Annotated in this window: 13 protein-coding genes; 3 read left to right on the forward strand and 10 right to left on the reverse strand. The window is 73.5% G+C overall.

Features of this window, described 5'->3' with window-relative positions:
* Nucleotides 1-22: 22 nt before the first annotated feature.
* From ACERZO_RS13175 to ACERZO_RS13185, 3 genes are read right to left on the reverse strand one after another with little or no spacing between them, the layout of a single operon-like run.
* Complete coding sequence (locus ACERZO_RS13175; protein ID WP_372664894.1) at nt 23-1,627, reverse strand: amidohydrolase; 1,605 nt, start codon at nt 1,625-1,627, stop codon at nt 23-25.
* A 3-nt stretch (nt 1,628-1,630) separates the two neighbouring features.
* Nucleotides 1,631-2,371 carry a MoaF C-terminal domain-containing protein gene (locus tag ACERZO_RS13180; protein WP_372664895.1) on the reverse strand — a complete coding sequence of 247 codons (741 nt, stop codon included), beginning with the start codon at nt 2,369-2,371 and terminating at the stop codon, nt 1,631-1,633.
* A 6-nt stretch (nt 2,372-2,377) separates the two neighbouring features.
* A complete protein-coding gene (locus tag ACERZO_RS13185) occupies nt 2,378-4,237 on the reverse strand; it encodes a primary-amine oxidase (RefSeq protein WP_372664896.1) in 1,860 nt (619 codons plus the stop codon).
* A 114-nt stretch (nt 4,238-4,351) separates the two neighbouring features.
* Between ACERZO_RS13185 and ACERZO_RS13190 the strand changes: the two genes are divergently transcribed.
* A complete protein-coding gene (locus ACERZO_RS13190) occupies nt 4,352-5,221 on the forward strand; it encodes an SDR family NAD(P)-dependent oxidoreductase (protein WP_372664897.1) in 870 nt (289 codons plus the stop codon).
* Nucleotides 5,222-5,234: 13 nt separating this feature from the next.
* Complete coding sequence (locus ACERZO_RS13195) at nt 5,235-6,035, forward strand: SDR family NAD(P)-dependent oxidoreductase (protein ID WP_372664898.1); 801 nt, start codon at nt 5,235-5,237, stop codon at nt 6,033-6,035.
* 1 nt (nt 6,036) lies between these two features.
* Here ACERZO_RS13195 and ACERZO_RS13200 read toward each other — a convergent pair whose 3' ends face one another.
* The 7 genes from ACERZO_RS13200 to ACERZO_RS13230 form a co-directional block, all read right to left on the reverse strand.
* Nucleotides 6,037-6,729 (reverse strand): ABC transporter ATP-binding protein, encoded by a 693-nt coding sequence (locus tag ACERZO_RS13200; RefSeq protein ID WP_372664899.1) that lies wholly within the window; start codon nt 6,727-6,729, stop codon nt 6,037-6,039.
* Complete coding sequence (locus tag ACERZO_RS13205; RefSeq protein ID WP_372664900.1) at nt 6,726-8,435, reverse strand: branched-chain amino acid ABC transporter ATP-binding protein/permease; 1,710 nt, start codon at nt 8,433-8,435, stop codon at nt 6,726-6,728. Before ACERZO_RS13205 ends, ACERZO_RS13200 begins: the two co-directional genes overlap by 4 nt.
* Before the next feature lie 251 nt (nt 8,436-8,686).
* Nucleotides 8,687-9,547 (reverse strand): branched-chain amino acid ABC transporter permease, encoded by an 861-nt coding sequence (locus ACERZO_RS13210; protein ID WP_372664901.1) that lies wholly within the window; start codon nt 9,545-9,547, stop codon nt 8,687-8,689.
* Between the two features lie 10 nt (nt 9,548-9,557).
* Nucleotides 9,558-10,727, reverse strand: a complete 1,170-nt coding sequence (locus ACERZO_RS13215) for an ABC transporter substrate-binding protein (protein ID WP_372664902.1) — start codon at nt 10,725-10,727, stop codon at nt 9,558-9,560.
* A complete protein-coding gene (locus tag ACERZO_RS13220) occupies nt 10,724-11,119 on the reverse strand; it encodes a nuclear transport factor 2 family protein (protein WP_372664903.1) in 396 nt (131 codons plus the stop codon). The genes ACERZO_RS13215 and ACERZO_RS13220 overlap by 4 nt, the downstream gene beginning before the upstream one ends.
* A 12-nt stretch (nt 11,120-11,131) precedes the next feature.
* Nucleotides 11,132-11,893, reverse strand: a complete 762-nt coding sequence (locus ACERZO_RS13225) for a MoaF C-terminal domain-containing protein (RefSeq protein ID WP_372664904.1) — start codon at nt 11,891-11,893, stop codon at nt 11,132-11,134.
* Nucleotides 11,894-11,950: 57 nt separating this feature from the next.
* A complete protein-coding gene (locus ACERZO_RS13230; RefSeq protein WP_372664905.1) occupies nt 11,951-12,889 on the reverse strand; it encodes a helix-turn-helix domain-containing protein in 939 nt (312 codons plus the stop codon).
* 130 nt (nt 12,890-13,019) lie between these two features.
* Between ACERZO_RS13230 and ACERZO_RS13235 the strand changes: the two genes are divergently transcribed.
* Nucleotides 13,020-15,224 carry a helix-turn-helix domain-containing protein gene (locus ACERZO_RS13235; RefSeq protein ID WP_372664906.1) on the forward strand — a complete coding sequence of 735 codons (2,205 nt, stop codon included), beginning with the start codon at nt 13,020-13,022 and terminating at the stop codon, nt 15,222-15,224.
* Nucleotides 15,225-15,493 lie beyond the last annotated feature (269 nt).

A 15,493-nucleotide genomic window follows, 5' to 3' on the forward strand; every position in this document is an offset into this window, starting at 1 on the left:
TACCGGCGAGTACCGACCCGGGCTACCGCTGGAACACCCGCCTCCCCGCGAACCACGTCTCGACGACTCGCGTCCCGGCCACCTCGGCCGTCTCGAAAGGATTCCGGTCCAGCACCACGAAGTCCGCCGACCGGCCCGGCGTCAACGCTCCCGTCACGTCGTCGAGACCGCACGCCCGCGCCCCGCCGAGCGTGAACACCTCGATCGCCTCGGCCAGGGTGATCGCCTGCTCCGGCCACAGCGCGCCGGGCCGCCTCGCGTGCGGGTCTTCGCGCGTCACCAGGCCCGCGATGCCCTCCCACGCGTTCGGCGACTCGCTGACCGGCCAGTCCGACCCGCCCGCGACCAGCGCGCCGGTGTCCAGCAGCGTCCGGTTCGGCTGCATCCGGGACGCCCGCGCGGCCGGCAGCACCTCCGCGATCGCGTCCGGGATCACGCCCGGCACCCAGAGGAACGGCGAAATGTCCGCCGCCACGCCCAGCGCCGCGAACCGCGGGAGGTCGTCGGGGTGCACGAACTGCCCGTGCGCCACCTGGAACCGCGTGCTCGCGTAGCCGGCGGCCCGCACCTTCCCGACCGCGTCGAGGAACTGGCGCACCGACGCGTCCCCGGTGCAGTGCACCTTCGCCGAGAAGCCCGCCGCGGCCGCCGTGAGCAGCCATTCGGTCAGCTCTTCCGGCGGCATGGTCGTCGAGCCGCGGTGGCCGCCGCCGTGGACGTCGTCGGGCAGGTACGGCTCCAGGAACGCCGCCGTGCGCGTCGGCGGCACGCCGTCCAGGAAGATCTTGACGAAGTCCGGCCGGTGGTGTTCGGTGCGGTAGCGCCCGGCGACCTCCAGCAGCGGCGCGCCGACCGGGTCGAAGCCGAAGATGGGGTCGTTGACCAGCAGCGACGACACGACCCACGCGGCCAGCTCGCCGCCGTCGTCGAGGGCCTTGAGCGCGCCGAGGATGTCCGTCGAGACGCCGGCGTCCTGGAACGCGGTGACGCCGAAGCCGTGCAGGATCTCGATCGCGCGCTGCGACGCGCGGCGGTGCTGTCCGGGCGTCAGCTCGCCGGTCACCCGCTCGACGAGCACGCCCGCCGCCTCCAGGAGCAGGCCGCTCGGCTCTTCGCCGTCCCGCACGATGACCCCGCCGGCGGGATCCGGCGTGGCCGCGGTGATCCCGGCCAGCTCCAGCGCGCGGCTGCTCACCCAGCGGCTGTGGCGGCTGTCGTCGGCCAGCGACACCGGCCGCCCACCCGCGGCGTCGTCGAGCGCACGCCGGGCGGCCACTGTGGACAGCCGCGAGACCAGCGTGGACGCCCAGGCGCCGCCGGTCAGCCACTCGTCCGGGCCGAGCGAGGCGGCCCGGGCACGGACGGCGTCGAGGATCTCCTCGAAGCCCGCGTCGGCGCCGAAGGTGAGTTCGAACAGGTCCGCGCGGCCGGCCATCGCGTGGTGGTTGTGCACGTCGACCAGCCCCGGCATGACGAACGCGCCGCCGAGGTCGCGCACCTCGGTGTCCGGCCCGAGGGTTTCGTCGGCGGTGATCTTGCCGCCGGCGACGGCCAACGAGGACGCCCACGGCCGCGCGGCGTCCACTGTGTACACGACGGCGTTGGTGAGGACGAGGTCGGCGGCCACGCCTCAGCCCTCCGCCGGGTCGTACGGTCCGGGGTGGACGGTGGTGCTCAGCAGCCGTCCGTGTGCGCCGAAGGTGAAGTGCGTCGGCTGTTCGCCGGTGGCGTCGAGTCCGAAGAGGACGCCGTGCGAGCGCAAAGCGCGGGCGTTGCGGTGGTCGGCGACGGTCACCGACGCGCACGGGATGACCTTCTCCCGCCACGTGAAGACGTGGATACCGGGCCGCAGCTGGTAGACGGTGTTCTCGTCGGTGTCGGCCAGCCCGCGCTCGGGCCCGGCCAGGCACTGCCACGTGTACCAGTGCGGGCTGAGATAGACGTGCTCGTAGGCGTGCTCGGCGCTGTACACCCACAGCACGCGGCGGCCGATCAGCGCGGTGCTCGGGGCCATCGGTTCGCCGCGGGCTTCGTGGCCGTCGATGGTCGCGGGCAGGAAGTCCTGGGTGACGCGCGGGGTGCCGTGGTCGCCGATCGTGGTGGTGACGACGAGCGCCCGGCCGTCGCGCAGGTCCAGGAAGAGCGACACCGCCTCGCGAGCCGACGGCCGGACCTGGACGTAGTAGAGGTCGTCGTCGACGAGGAAGGTCTCGCCGGGTTCCGCGCCGTTCCAGGTGCGGATGGGTCCGCTGTCGTCGCGCAGGACGAATTCACGGCCGTGGAGGTCGTCGACGGTCGGCGCCTTGTTGGCGTCGAAGCCCGGTGCGAGGCCGTCGAGGGGAAGCCAGGTGGAGGTGTCCGAAAGCGTCATTTTTCCTCAGTGGTCGCAGTGGTCGCCCGACGGCAGGTCGAGCGCGGGGTTGCGGTCGCAGAAGCCGGCCGGCCGGAACAGGAAGCCGGACTTGTCGACGGGCATCACCGGCCAGTCCTCCGGCCGGGGGACGTGGGTGGGGCCGAAGACGTGCCACAGCACGAGATCGGCGTCGACGAGGTCGCGGTCCGCGGCCGTCCAGGCGGGCAGGCCCGCGCCGCCGGGATGGGCGTTGGGCCGTTCGCCGGCGGGGTAGCGCTCGTCGTCGCGGTACGGCGTCGCCCACAGGTGCCGCGTCGCGAAGGTGGCTCGCGCGTGGACGGACGCGTCGGGCTGGGCCATCAGCGTCGCCGACGGGCGCGGTACGAGCTGGTACGCGGTGGGCTTGCCGAGCCGGTTCACCCGCTGCGCGCTGCGGACTTCCCAGACGCGGGCGTGGGCCGGGTCGGCGAGCCGCTGCGCCTCGCGTTCGGTCCGCAGCGGCGTGCTCCGCCAGGTGAACGCGTTGCCGTACGGGTTGCCCGGGCCGGTCGGCACGCCCACGACGTCGACCTCGTGCAGGCTGGTGCGCTCGCCGTCGACCTCGACGTCGAGCCGGGCGCAGAAGAGGTGCTGGTGCACCGGCGCGAAGAGGCCGGGCGCGAGCTCGGTGGCGTGCGGCTGGTCCCGGCCGGGCGTGCCGGCGCCGCAGAAGACGACGCCGGTGGCCTTCGCCTCGAACTCGATCGAGCCGTCGAGGTGGAAGTACCAGTAGTGGCCGTAGTCGTAGTTGCCGATGGTCGAGATCGAAGAGACGACGAGCCGGCGTGCGCGGCGCACCTCCGGCGTCCCGGCGAGGTCGGTGTGCTTCCAGAGGATGCCGTCGTCCTCCTCGTGCAGGCAGATCGCCCGCGGGATCTCGACGGGTTCGCCGTGGTCGTCGGCGACCCAGGCGGGGAAGTACCGGATCTCGCCGACGCAGTCGCAGCCGAGCCGCAGGTCGTTGCCGTTCTTGCCGAACTGGTACTCGCCGGCGTCGAAGTAGCTGATCCAGAACCGGCCGGGCGCGACGTCCCCGTACGGGACCACCATCTCCGGGACGGAGGCCCGGTACAGGACCGGCCGGTCCTGGAAGCTCACCTGGTGCAGGGTCAGGCCTTCGCGGGAGTTGAACCCGACGCGCAGGCGCCAGCCCTCCCAGGTCACCGCGGTGCCGTCGACGGCGAAGCTCGGGCCGCCGGGCTGGGTGATCTCGATCGGCCGCTGCGTCGTCCGGGCTGGGACACCGGTGTAGCGCCCGTGCTCGGCGGGCACCGGGACGTCGCCTTCGTCCTCGACGCGCAGGACTTCTTGTTTCGTGAGGTCGAGGTGCACGATCAGGCCTTCGACCGGGTGGGCCCACGGGCTGTCGCCTTCGTCGTCGCGCAGGAAGGTCAGCGAGCGCAGGACGCGGCCGGTCTCGTCTTCGCGGCCGAAGTGGCCGGGGGCCAGCGGCGCGCAGAAGGCGTGGCCCATCCGGTCGCCGAGGCCACGGCGGGCCATCGCGGCCTGCCAGCCCGCGGACGCCTTCGTCAGCTGCTCGGCGAGCTCGTACTCCTCGAAGAGGTAGGACGGCTGGCCGGGTTCGGTCGTCCAGCCGGCCCAGTGGACCTCGCGCTTGGTGACGTCGACGGTGGCTTCGCCGGATTCTCCGGTGGCGGTGTCGAGCAGGGTGTAGCGGATCCGCCGGGTCCCGAGGCCGGCGCGGACGTCGGTCTTGGCGGGCTCGAGGGGCACGACCTGCGGAAACCGGACGGTGCCGGTGACGAGCCCGGCGTCGGCCAGGAGGCCGCGCCCGGCGGAGAGTTCGGCGGCGGTCAGCGGGTCGAGGGGGTGCGGCGTGCTCACCTTGGGCAGTCTCGCGCGCTGTCGGCGCGGACGGAACCCGCCCGTGCGGCGGCGGACAACAAGGCTGCGCTCGACGCCAACCGCGGGTGGGGCGCGCGCGGTGAGGATGGGCGCATGGGATGGGAACTGGCCGGCCAGGCGGTGCTGGTGACCGGCGGCGCGTCCGGCATCGGGCTGGCGTGCGTGCGGGCGTTCGCGGCGGAGGGGGCACGGGTCGGGGTGATCGACCGGGAGGCCGGGCCTTGGGGCGCGGTGGCGGACGGCGGTTCCGAGCCGGCGCCGGTCGGCCGCTCACCGGGCCCGGTCGCGGGCTCGGGCGGGGTTGCGGACGACCGGCCGCCGCCGGCCGGTTCGGTCGGCAATGCCCCCGGCCTCGAGCTCGCCCGCACCGGCGTGGCCGCCGAACTTGGCGTCGCGTTCGCCCGTGCCGACGTCACCGATGAACCCGCCTTCGCCGCCGCCGTCGATACCCTCGCCCGGCACTTCGGCGGCCTCGATGTCGTCGTCGGGTGCGCGGGCGTCTCCGGTCCCGTCGGCAAACCCCTCGCCCGAACGACCGCCGCCGAAGTCGCCGCCGTCCTGGCCGTCAACGTCACCGGCCCCTTCCTGCTGGTCAAGCACGCCCTCCCGCACCTGGCCGACGGCGGCTCGGTCGTCCTCCTCGGCAGCGACTCCGCCTTCACCGCCGCGCCCGGCATGGTGCCCTACTGCGCCTCCAAGGGCGCCGTCGTCGCCTTGACCCGGGCCCTCTCCGTCGAAATCCCCGGCGTTCGCGTCAACTGCGTCTGCCCGTCGGTCGTCGACACCCCGATGGCGCGCGGCGATCTCGGGGACCTCCTCGACGATCCCGTCTTCCCCGTCCAAGCCGCCGGGGACGTCGCCCGGCAGGTGCTCTTCCTCGCGTCCCCCGCGTCCCGGCCGGTCAACGGCCAAGCCCTGCTGGCCGACTTCGGCATGTCGGCCCGCTCGGCCTTCCCCGCCTAGGAAAGGATCCACAGTGGACACCACGAACAGGGTCGTCGCCATCACCGGCGGCGGCACCGGCATCGGCGCGGCCGTCGCCCGGCGCTACTCCGGCGAGGGCACGCACGTCGTCGTGCTCGGACGGCGCCGTGACCCCCTCGAGAAAGTCGCCGCGGAGACCGGCGCGCACGTCATCGCGTGCGACGCGAGCGTCCGCGACGACGCCGAAACCGCCATCGCCGAGATCGTCGGCACGTACGGGCGGCTCGACGTCGTCGTCGCCAACGCCGGCGGCCACGGCCTGTCGTCCGTCGTCGACACCGGCGACGACGAGTGGGAACTGGCCCTGCGCTCGAACCTCTCCAGCGCGTTCGTGTTCTGCCGGGCCGCGCTGCCGTCGCTGGTCGAGACCGGCGGGCAGATCGTCGTCGTGTCGTCGCTGGCCGGGCTGTTCGCCGGGCCGAACGTCGCCGGGTACACCGTCGCCAAGCACGCGCTGATCGGCCTGACCCGCTCGATCGCCCGCGACTTCGGGCCACGCGGGGTGCGCGCCAACGCGGTCTGCCCGGGCTGGGTCCGCACGCCGATGGCCGACGCCGAGATGGACCAGTTCGCCGCGGCGGCCGGCTTCACCGGCGGCCACGACGAGGGTTACCGCCGCGTGACGGCGGAGGTTCCGCTGCGCCGCCCGGCCGAGCCCGAGGAGATCGCGGCGGTGGTCCGGTTCCTGGGCTCGGCCGAGTCGTCGTACCTCACGGGCGCGGTGCTCGTCGCCGACGGCGGCGCCCACGCGGTGGACCTGCCGACGCTGGCCTTCGAGCGCGCCGGCATGTGAGTCAGGACCCCAGGTAGGCGGTGTGCAACGTCGCGGGGGAGTCCAGCAGCGTCTGGGCGTCCCCCGCGTACGTCACCCGGCCCGAGGAGACCACCACGGCCTCCTGCGCGACGCCGAGCGCCAGGTGCGTGAACTGCTCCACCAGCAGGATGGCCGCCCCGTCCGCGGCGAACCGCGTCACCACCGGCAGCAGCCGCGTGAACACCACCGGCGCGAGCCCCAGCGACATCTCGTCGATCAGCAGGAACGCCGGGCGCGCCGCGAACGCCCGCGCCAGCACCACCATCTGCTGCTCGCCGCCCGACAGCAGGGCCGCGGGGGAGTCGCGCCGCTTGTCCAGCTCGGGGAACAGCTCGAGCACGGCGTCGACCCGGTCCGGGGTGTGCGCGGTCAGGCGCAGGTTCTCCAGCACCGTCAGCCCGGGGAACACCGCCCGGCCCTGCTCGATGTGCGCCAGCCCGAGCCGCGCCCGCGCCACCCGCGAATGCCGGGTCACGTTCACCGCGCCCAGGTGGACGCTGCCCGCCGACGGCGTCACGACCCCCGACACCGCCTCCAGGAGACTCGTCTTCCCGGCCCCGTTGGGCCCGACCAGCGCCGTGATCCGGCCGGGCTCCAACACGAACCCGACATCGCGGATGACCGGGCCGGCCCCGCGCTCGACCGTCAGCCCGTGCACTCGCAACGCCGTCACAGCAGCTCCGTCTCGCCCATGTACGCCTTGAGGACCGCCGGGTCGGCCAGCACGTCCGCCTGCGACCCGCTCGCCAGGACCTCGCCGAAGTCGAGCACCGTCAGCCGGTCGCACACCGACCGCACCAGGTCGAGGTCGTGCTCGATCAGCAGCACCGACACCCCGAACCGCGCCGGGACCTGCCGCAGCCGCCGCCCGAACGCCACGTGCTCCTCGTGCGGCAGGCCGGCCGCCGGCTCGTCGAGCAGCAGCACCCGCGGCCGGGCCAGCAGGTGCCCGACGACTTCGACGAGCCGCCGCGCGCCCGCGTCCACTCTGGACAATGGGGTCCGGGCCGGCGGGCAGCCGAAGAACTCGAGGGCGTCGGCGATTTCCCGGCCGGTGATCCGGCGCCGGGCGACGAACCGGACGTATGCGCCGACCGTCAGCCCGGGTGGGACGCGGTCCTGCTGGAACGTCCGCCGCAGCCCGCGTCGCGCCCGCCGGACGGGCGAGCCGGTCAGCGGCCGGCCGTCCAGCGTCACGGTGCCGGTGGCCCGCGGCAGGAAGCCGCTGATGACGTCGACCAAAGTGGACTTCCCGGCGCCGTTCGGCCCGATCACGCCGAGGATGCCGTGCTCCGGAACCGTGATATCCACATTGGACAGAGCGCGCACGTGACCGAAGTGGACGCTCAGCCCGCGCACTTCCAGTACCGGATCACCGGGTGGCAGCGGTTCGACGTCTTGGACGTCCGTGAGGCCGAGGCCGGTGGGCTTGCGGGACCGGTACCGGAGGTTCCGCACGGCGGTGCCGAGGTTGCCGCGCCCGGCCAGGGCCTGGATCCCGAGCACGCCGAAGATCACGAAGCCCCAGTCCTGCGGTACGCCCCAGCGCTTCAGCAGCTCCGGCACGGCCACCCAGAGGAGCGCGCCGAACACGGCCATGTCGATCAGGTGCGCGCCGGACATGATCGCCAGCACGTACAGCGCGAGCGACTGGATCGCGGTGAAGCTGGCCGGGAACGCGAGCCCGACCTGGCCGGTGAGCAGGCCGCCGCTGATCCCGCCGAGCGCGGCGCTGACCGCGAACGCCGTCAGCTTCGAGGTCCGCACGCCGGCGCCGACCGCGGCGGTGCCCCGTTCGGAGAACGCGACCAGGTGCCAGCTGCTGCCCCAGCGGCCGCGGCGCAGGAAGTGCACGACCAGCCCGCAGGCGACCAGGACGAGCACGGCGAACAGGAAGTACGACCGGTCGTCGGAGAACGCCTCGGGACGCTCGATCGAGAGGCCCTCGGTGGCGCCGGGGAACTGGATCTGCACGAGCGTCAGGTCCGCGGCGGCGGCGAGCCCGAGGGTGACCACGGCAAGGGTGATGCCCCGCAGCCGCAGCGCGGGCAGCCCGACGAGCACCCCGGCCGCGGCGGCGGCCAGCCCGCCGAGGAGCAGCCACACGACGAACCCACCGGGCACACCGGCAACGTTGCACGCGGAGACGACGAACGCACCGACGGCGGCGAAGGTCAGCTGGCAGAGGGAGATCATCCCGGCGGTCCCGGTGACGACGCCGAGCCCGAGCAGCGCGATCGCCGCGACGACGGCGCTGACACCGAGGTAGACGAAGTAGCCGGCGAGCCCGACGCTGAGCGCGTAGCCGACGCCGACGGCAGCAGCCGCGACGGCGAACGGCAGGGCTGTCCGCGCGAGGGGGTTTTCAGCGAGCCGCACAGCGCACCGCCTTTCCGGCCGCGGCGGGTTGGGGTACCGACCGGCTGGGGAAGTTTGCGTTCCGTAGCGAGGAGGGCCGCTTTTCGGACAGCGGAGGGCTGGCGCGGAACCGGCCGGCCGCGACTGCGGCCCGCCCCGCCGGCCGGGCTGCGCCGGCCACGGCGGGCCACCGGCACCGCCGCGAGGAGCCGAGGCGGCTCCGGCCAGCCGACCCACGCCGGTCAACGGCCGACCTGCCCGCGCGAGGGCTTTCAGCGAGCCGCATCCCACACCTCCTTGCGCTGCGTCCACAGCAGCACCGCCACGATCACCAGGAACGGAAGGAAGTACCGCAGCACCGACAACCTGTCCGACTGGGCGACCGCCCCCTGCGCCATCCCCAGCACCAACCCGCCGGCCACTGCCAGGTCGAGCCGCCGGAAGCCGCCCAGCAACGCGGCCGCCGCGGCCGGGATCACCAGCATCGCCAAGGATGTCGGGTCGTTCGACTGCGACGGTGCCACGATCGACACCGCCAGCGTCGCGATCACCCCCGTCGCCGTCCAGACGCCGACGGACAGGGGCCGGGCCGGGATGCCCAGCAGCTCTGCCGTCGTGGGCCGCTCCGACAGGGCGCGCAGCCGGACGCCGAGCGTCGTGCGGGCCAGCACCGCCCGGCAGCCCAGTGCCACCAGCGTCGCCAGCGCGACCGTCACCACCGTGACCTGGCTGACCACCACGCCGCCGACGGTGAACGCCGGCCCGGCCAGCAGCGGGTGGAACGGCTGCGGCTTGTTCCCAAACAGGATGAACGCCAGCGAGATCAGCAGCAGGAGCACGGCGACCGTCACCGCCGAGCGCGTCCCGGTGTCCGCTTCGGCGAGCCACGTCGAGACGATCCAGCCGAGGACCGCGCTCAGCGCGCCGCCGAGCACGATCCCCGCCAAGGTGGCCAGCCACTCCGGGAGTCCCCAGTGGACGGCCAGGAACACCGCGACGTAACAGCCGAACATCCCGGTGGCGGACTGCGCGAAGTTGACCACGCGCACCAGCCGCGACATCAGCGTCAGGCACACCGCGAGCACCGCGTACAGGCCACCGGCGGCGAGGCCGGCGAGAGCGCCCTGCAGCATGACCGTCCTCCTAGGACCGGGGGATCCGGAGCCAGTCCTGCGCGGCCAGCTCCCACTTGTTCGTGCCGGAGGCCAGCTTGATCGGCCAGCCCGCGGTGTTGTTGTGGTGCGCCGGCGCGGGACCGAACACGTACGGCGTCCCGACCATCGGGTCGCTGACCGGCTTCATCTCGCGCAGCGCCTTCGTCACCGACTCGCGCGTGACGTCCCCCTTGATCCCGCGCACGACGTCCAGGAAGTACTTCGCCGCCAGGTACCCGCCCTGGCTGAACGACGTCAGCGGGATCTTGTTCTTCGTCATGAGGTCGCGCCAGTCCTTGGTCTGCGGGCTGCCGGCGTCGGTGAACGGGTAGAACTCCGCCGGCACGTACACCCCGGCGCCCGCGTTCGTGATCGCCTTGGCGTAGTTCTCGCTGTAGACGCTGGTCAGCAGCAGCCACGTGACGTCGTTCCAGCCCTGCGCCTGCGCGGCCTTGAGCTGGCCGATCGAGTCGGGCTCGACCGGGTTGACGGTGATCGCCCGGCAGCCGGCCGCCCGCGCCTTGACGATGTACGACGTGTAGTCCGACCCTCCATAGGGGACGGTCGCGTCGAGGTACTTGAGCTTCTTGCCGGTGATCTTCGTCCACTCGTCGATCGCCGCCCGGTACGCCGGGAGCGTGTTGCCCGCGATCTCCAGCAGCGCGCAGATGTCGTTCAGCTTCAGCGTTTCCGACCCGTAGAGCAGGGTGAGCGTCATGTCGTGGAACGGGCCCACGTTGACCGGCGCGATGTTCGGGCTGGAGAAGCACGCCGGGTCGACGCCGATGCCCTGCACGGACAGGATCTTCTGCTGCTCGTAGTACTTCGCGTTGATCTCGCACTCGATGAGGCTCGAAGACCCGACGAGCGCGACGGCGTCGTCACCGCCGACGACCTCGCGGGCGGCCGCCGCGGCCGCCGCCGGGTCGCCTTTGTCGTCGATGGCCTTGTACTCGATCTTGCGGCCGTTGACCCCGCCCGCGGCGTTGGCCGCGTCGAACACGGCCTTGGCCGCCTGCGAGGCCTCCGGGAAGGTGGCCGCGCCGCTCAGCGCGTTGACCGAGCCGACGACGATCGGGCCGTCGCCGCCGGCTTCGGATCCGGCGCAGCCCGCGGTGACGAGGAGGGCGGCCGCCCAGACGGAAAGGATCTTTCTCATGACTGCTCCCGGGCCGCGGCCACGACGGGCGCGGAGTCGACGATCTGCTCGAACGAAGTGAGGTCGCCGCCGTCGAAACGCCACAAGTGCGCGACGCGGGCGGTGAAGGACCGGCCGGTCCGGCGGTGCGTGCCGGTGTAGGTGCCGACGCCGACGACGGTGTCACCCGCGTCGAGGAGGTCGTCGAGGGTGAAGGTGTAGCCGTCCCAGTCGCGGCCGATGGCTTCGAAGACGTGCGCACGGACCTCGCCGGGGCCGGTGTACGTGCCGGCGTAGGGGAAGCCCGCGGCCTCCGTCCAGGTCGTCTTCGGGCCGAGCGGGGCGAGCATGCCGGCCAGGTCGCCGGCGTCGCTGGCGGCGTAGTGCGCGCGGATGACGTCCACAGCGGACAAAGAAAGGCTCCTTCAGACGGGCTGGGCGTCGGGGTAGCTGACCGAGCCCAGCGGGTAGACGTGGCCACCGGCGCGGGAGTGTTCGGACCGGCCGTCGCCGGTGAGCCCGAGGAAGACGCCGGTGGTGCGCAGCGCGTAGCCGAGGTCGTGCAGCCAGACGCTCGCCACGGCGATCCGGAACTCGCGGAAGCAGAACAGGTAGAGCCCCTCGGCGAACTTCCACACCGTCGAGAGGTCCATGTCGCCGTGGCCGCGCTGGACGCCTTCGAGGCACTGCCACGCGTACCGCTCGGACGAGACGTAGACGTGCTCGTAGAGGTGATCCGGGCTGTACCGGTAGAGATTGCGCTTGCCGATCAGGTCGCGCGACGGGCCGGGTGCCTCGCCGGACGGCGGGCCGCCGTCGGTGACGCCGGCGCTGAACCGCTGGGAGACCCGGGGAACGACGTCTTCGGCGCCGATCACCGAGCGGACGGCGAGCGCGCGGTGGGACGTCGTCGAGTACACGACGGTCAGCGCCTCGCCGTCGACGCTCGTGAACGGCAGGTTCACGAAGAAGACACCCTCGCGCACGGCGACGGCGTCGTACGGGTCCTCGACGCCGTTGCACACGACTTTTCCGGCGTCCTTGAAGGTCAGCGCGAGGACCTCGCCGTCGTCGAGGGTGATCGTGACCTCGCGGCCGGTGAGGTCTGCCTGCGGCAGGCGGTAGGTGGCGATCCCGGCGGCGAACTCGTCGTAGGTGCGCCAGCCGTCGGTGGGGGCTTCGGGCATGGCCTCATCGTCGGGCGGGCACCCCGCCCGGGCGAGCGGTCACGCGCTGCGGGGCAACTACCGGTCGCTGACGGTCAACTCGCGCCGCAGCTCGCTCGGCGCCCGGCCGAACGCGCTCTTGAACACCCGGCTGAAGTGGGCGGCGTCGACGAACCCCCAGCGCGCGGCGATGGCCGCGACCGGCCGGCCGGCGTGCACGGGGTCGAGCAGGTCGCGGCGGCAGTGCTCGAGCCGCCGGGTCCGGATCCACCCCGCCACGGTGGTGCCCTGCTCCTGGAAGAGGCCGTGCAGGTGCCGCGTCGAGATGAAGTGCTCGGCGGCGATCCGCGCCGGGCTGAGGTCGGCCGAGGGCAGGTTCGCGTCGATGTGCGCGCGGATCCGGCGCATCAGCTCGTGGTGCGGGTCGGCGTTCGCCAGGTCCAGTTCGGTGGCGACCAGCGTGGACAGCAGGTCGACGGCGCTGTGCGCGAGCCGCGCGCCCGCCGGGCCGGCCAGCTGCTCGAGGTTGCCACCGAGCTGGGCGAGGAAGGGGACGACGACGTTGCCGACGCCCTCCTTGCCGGACATCCGCACCGCGGTGAGCCGGCCGACGAGCTCGGCGGGCAGGTCGATCAGCCGCTGCGGGAACATCACGACGAGCGTGCGGAAGTCCTCTTCGAAGACGAGCGAGTAGGGCCGGTGGGTGTCGTAGAGGGCGACGTCGCCGGGGCGGAGGACCGCTTGGCGGTCGTCCTGCACGAGCAGCCCGGTGCCGGCGAGGATCAGGCTCAGCTTGTAGTACCGCCGGTCGCCGCGGGCGATGAGCTCGGGCGTGCGTTCGACGACGTGCGGGGAGGCGGTGACCTCGGAGACCTGCACTTCGTCGGCGCCGGACGAGCGGATCCGGCCCCGGAAGCCGTCACCGCCGGCGGTGACGTGCAGGGGGACGAAGGACTGCGAGACGGCGGCACGGAACTCGGTGAAGTCCCGGGCGATCAGGGTCGTGGGGGCGGGCACGGGTCACCTCGCGGCGTCGAGAGGGGAACAGTGTCGTATACGATAAGCGATACGATCTTCGGCGACAATCCTGGGTCGCTGGCGCGCACCCGCCTCCGCGTGTGATCCTCCTCCGGGAGGAGGGGCGGGGATGAACGCGTTCGGCACGCGGTTGCGCCGGCTGCGGCGCGCCGCGGGACTCACCCAGGAGGCGCTCGCCGAGAAGTCCGGGCTCAGCGGTCAGGCGGTCGGCGCGCTCGAACGCGGCGACCGGCGCTTCCCGCACCGCGACACCCTCGACCGGCTCGCCGACGCCCTCGGCCTCACCGGCGCCGACCGCGACGACTTCGCCGCCGCGGCCGCGCGTCCCTCGAAACCCGCCGCCGCGAAGGAGATCGTGCCGCGGGAACTGCCCGGCGGGGTCGCCGTCTTCACCGGCCGGGACGCCGAGCTCGACCGCGTCCTCACCCTCTTCGACTCGCGGGACAGCGTCGTCGTGGCCATCGGCGGGATGGCCGGCGTCGGCAAGACCGCGCTCGCCCTGGAAGCCGGCCACCGGCTCGCCGGACGCTTCCCCGACGGCTCGCTGCACCTCGACCTGCGCGGCCACGCCGCCGACCCGCCCGATCCCCTGGACCTGCTCGACCGGCTCATCCGCGAACTCGGCGACGAGCCGCCGAAGCCGCTGTCGCTCGAGGCCGCGTCCGCCCGGTTCCGGACGCTGCTCGCGGCGAAACGCGTCCTGCTGCTGCTCGACAACGCCCGCGACGCCGCGCACGTCGCGCCGCTGCTGCCCGGCGCCGGTGGCTCCGGCGCGATCGTCACCAGCCGCGCCGCGCTGCCGGACCTGCCGCAGGCGCACCAGGTCCTGCTCGACGTCCTGCCCGAGGAGGACGCCCTCCGCCTGCTCGCGGCCGAGATCGGCGCCGAGCGCGTCGCGGCCGAACCCGCCGCCGCCCGGACGGTCGCGCGCCTCTGCGGATACCTGCCGCTCGCCCTGCACCTCGTCGGCGCGCGGCTGGCGACCCGGCCGCGCTGGCCCGTCGCCCACCTCGCGCACCGGCTCGACGACGAACGCCGCCGGCTCGACGAAACGGGTGTCCGGGCCAGCTTTGCCCTGGCTGTCGACGCCTTGGACGAGACGGCCGCCCGCGCGTACCCGCTGCTGTCGCTGCTCGACGTCCCGGAGCTGTCGGTGCCCGTCGCGAGCCGGCTGCTCGACGCGCCCGAACCCGAGACGGAGGCGCTGCTCGAACGGCTCACCGACGAGCACCTGCTCACCACGCCCGCGCCGGGGTGGTACCGGCTGCACGACCTGCTCCGGCTCTACGCCCGGGAGCAGGCACCGCCGGATGCGACGGCTGCGGCGATCACCCGCGTCGTCGAGCTGTGCGCGGCGATGGCCTGGCGGAGCATGGCGCTCGTCTCGGCGGCTTCGCACCGCCACGACTGGGCGGCCGGGCGGTGGGCCGCCGCCGGACCCGCGTCCGCGGACGAGGTGTTCGCCTGGCTCGACCGGCACCAGGCCCACGTCGTCACCGTCGTGCGGCAGGCCGCCGCCACGCCGGGTGTGCCACCGGAAGTGATCGCCGCCGTCGGGCTCGGCCTGTACGAGTACCACCGCGCGCGGGCCCGCTGGCGGGACGCCATCCAGGTCGACGAGGTCGCGCTGGACCTCGTCGACGGCGTCGACCCGGTCGCGGCGGCGACCCTGCGGGGCGACCTCGGCGTGGCCGAAGCGGAGCTGGCGAGCGGTGGCGAAGCGGCGGGGTTCCGGCGCTCGCACGAGTTGCTCCGCCGGAGCCTCGCCGACTGGGAGGCGATCGGCGACGAGCGTCAGCTGGCCGGCACCCTCAACAACCTCTGCTTCGTGTACGGCCTCGGCGACGACGTCGAGGCGGCCATCGGGTTCGGCGAGCGGAGCCTGGCGCTCAACCGGTCGCTCGGGCTGCGGCACGTCGAGACGCTGAACCTGGTCAACCTGGCGGTGCTGTACGGACGCCAAGGTGACCGAGAGCGCGAACTGGCGTACGCGACCGAGGCGGTGGCGGTCGGCAAAGAAACCGGAGATCTGCGTGGCATGGCGTACGGCCGGATGCGGATCGGGATCGTGCACCGCGACCTCGGCCGGTTCGACGCGGCGGTCGAGGAGCTGAGCCGCAGCGTGGACCTGTGGCGCGAGGCCGGGGTGCGGCTGTACGAAGCGATGACGCTGGCCGAGCTGGGCCGCGCCCACGCCGCCCGGGCCGAGCGCGACCGGGCCCGGGAGGTGCTCACGGAAGCCCTGGAGCTGCTGGGGGAGTACGGCGGAGCGGAGCGCGCGGCCGCGGTCCGGGCGGAGCTGGCGCGGTTGTGAAGGCGACGACCAGGTAGGGCCGCGCGCGGTGCACCGGGTGGCAGGTGATCTTGCCGGCGTGGTGCGAGCAGGCGACGGTGACGGTGTCGCGCACCCGTTCGAGGAGCAGCAGTCGTGCGCGCGTTTCGGCGGCGGCGGGCACGCCGGTGAGCAGGGCCGCGGCGAGGACCGCGGCGAGAAGGGTTCTGCAGGCGGCTCTCACCGGTGCCCTTCGCGTCGGAGGTGGCGGCGAGACCGATCTTCGCGTCGGGTGGCGGCTGGGGACAGCG

This window comes from Amycolatopsis kentuckyensis, assembly GCF_041679295.1.
Taxonomy (GTDB): Bacteria; Actinomycetota; Actinomycetes; order Mycobacteriales; family Pseudonocardiaceae; genus Amycolatopsis; species Amycolatopsis kentuckyensis_A.

Excerpts from the sequence above, each read along its gene's own strand:
- ACERZO_RS13180 (WP_372664895.1), bottom strand. The coding sequence starts at position 2,371 with ATGACGCTTTCGGACACCTCCACCTGGCTTCCCCTCGACGGCCTCGCA.
- ACERZO_RS13190 (WP_372664897.1), top strand. The coding sequence starts at position 4,352 with ATGGGATGGGAACTGGCCGGCCAGGCGGTGCTGGTGACCGGCGGCGCG.
- ACERZO_RS13210 (WP_372664901.1), bottom strand. The coding sequence starts at position 9,547 with ATGCTGCAGGGCGCTCTCGCCGGCCTCGCCGCCGGTGGCCTGTACGCG.
- ACERZO_RS13215 (WP_372664902.1), bottom strand. The coding sequence starts at position 10,727 with ATGAGAAAGATCCTTTCCGTCTGGGCGGCCGCCCTCCTCGTCACCGCG.
- ACERZO_RS13225 (WP_372664904.1), bottom strand. The coding sequence starts at position 11,893 with ATGCCCGAAGCCCCCACCGACGGCTGGCGCACCTACGACGAGTTCGCC.
- ACERZO_RS13235 (WP_372664906.1), top strand. The coding sequence starts at position 13,020 with ATGAACGCGTTCGGCACGCGGTTGCGCCGGCTGCGGCGCGCCGCGGGA.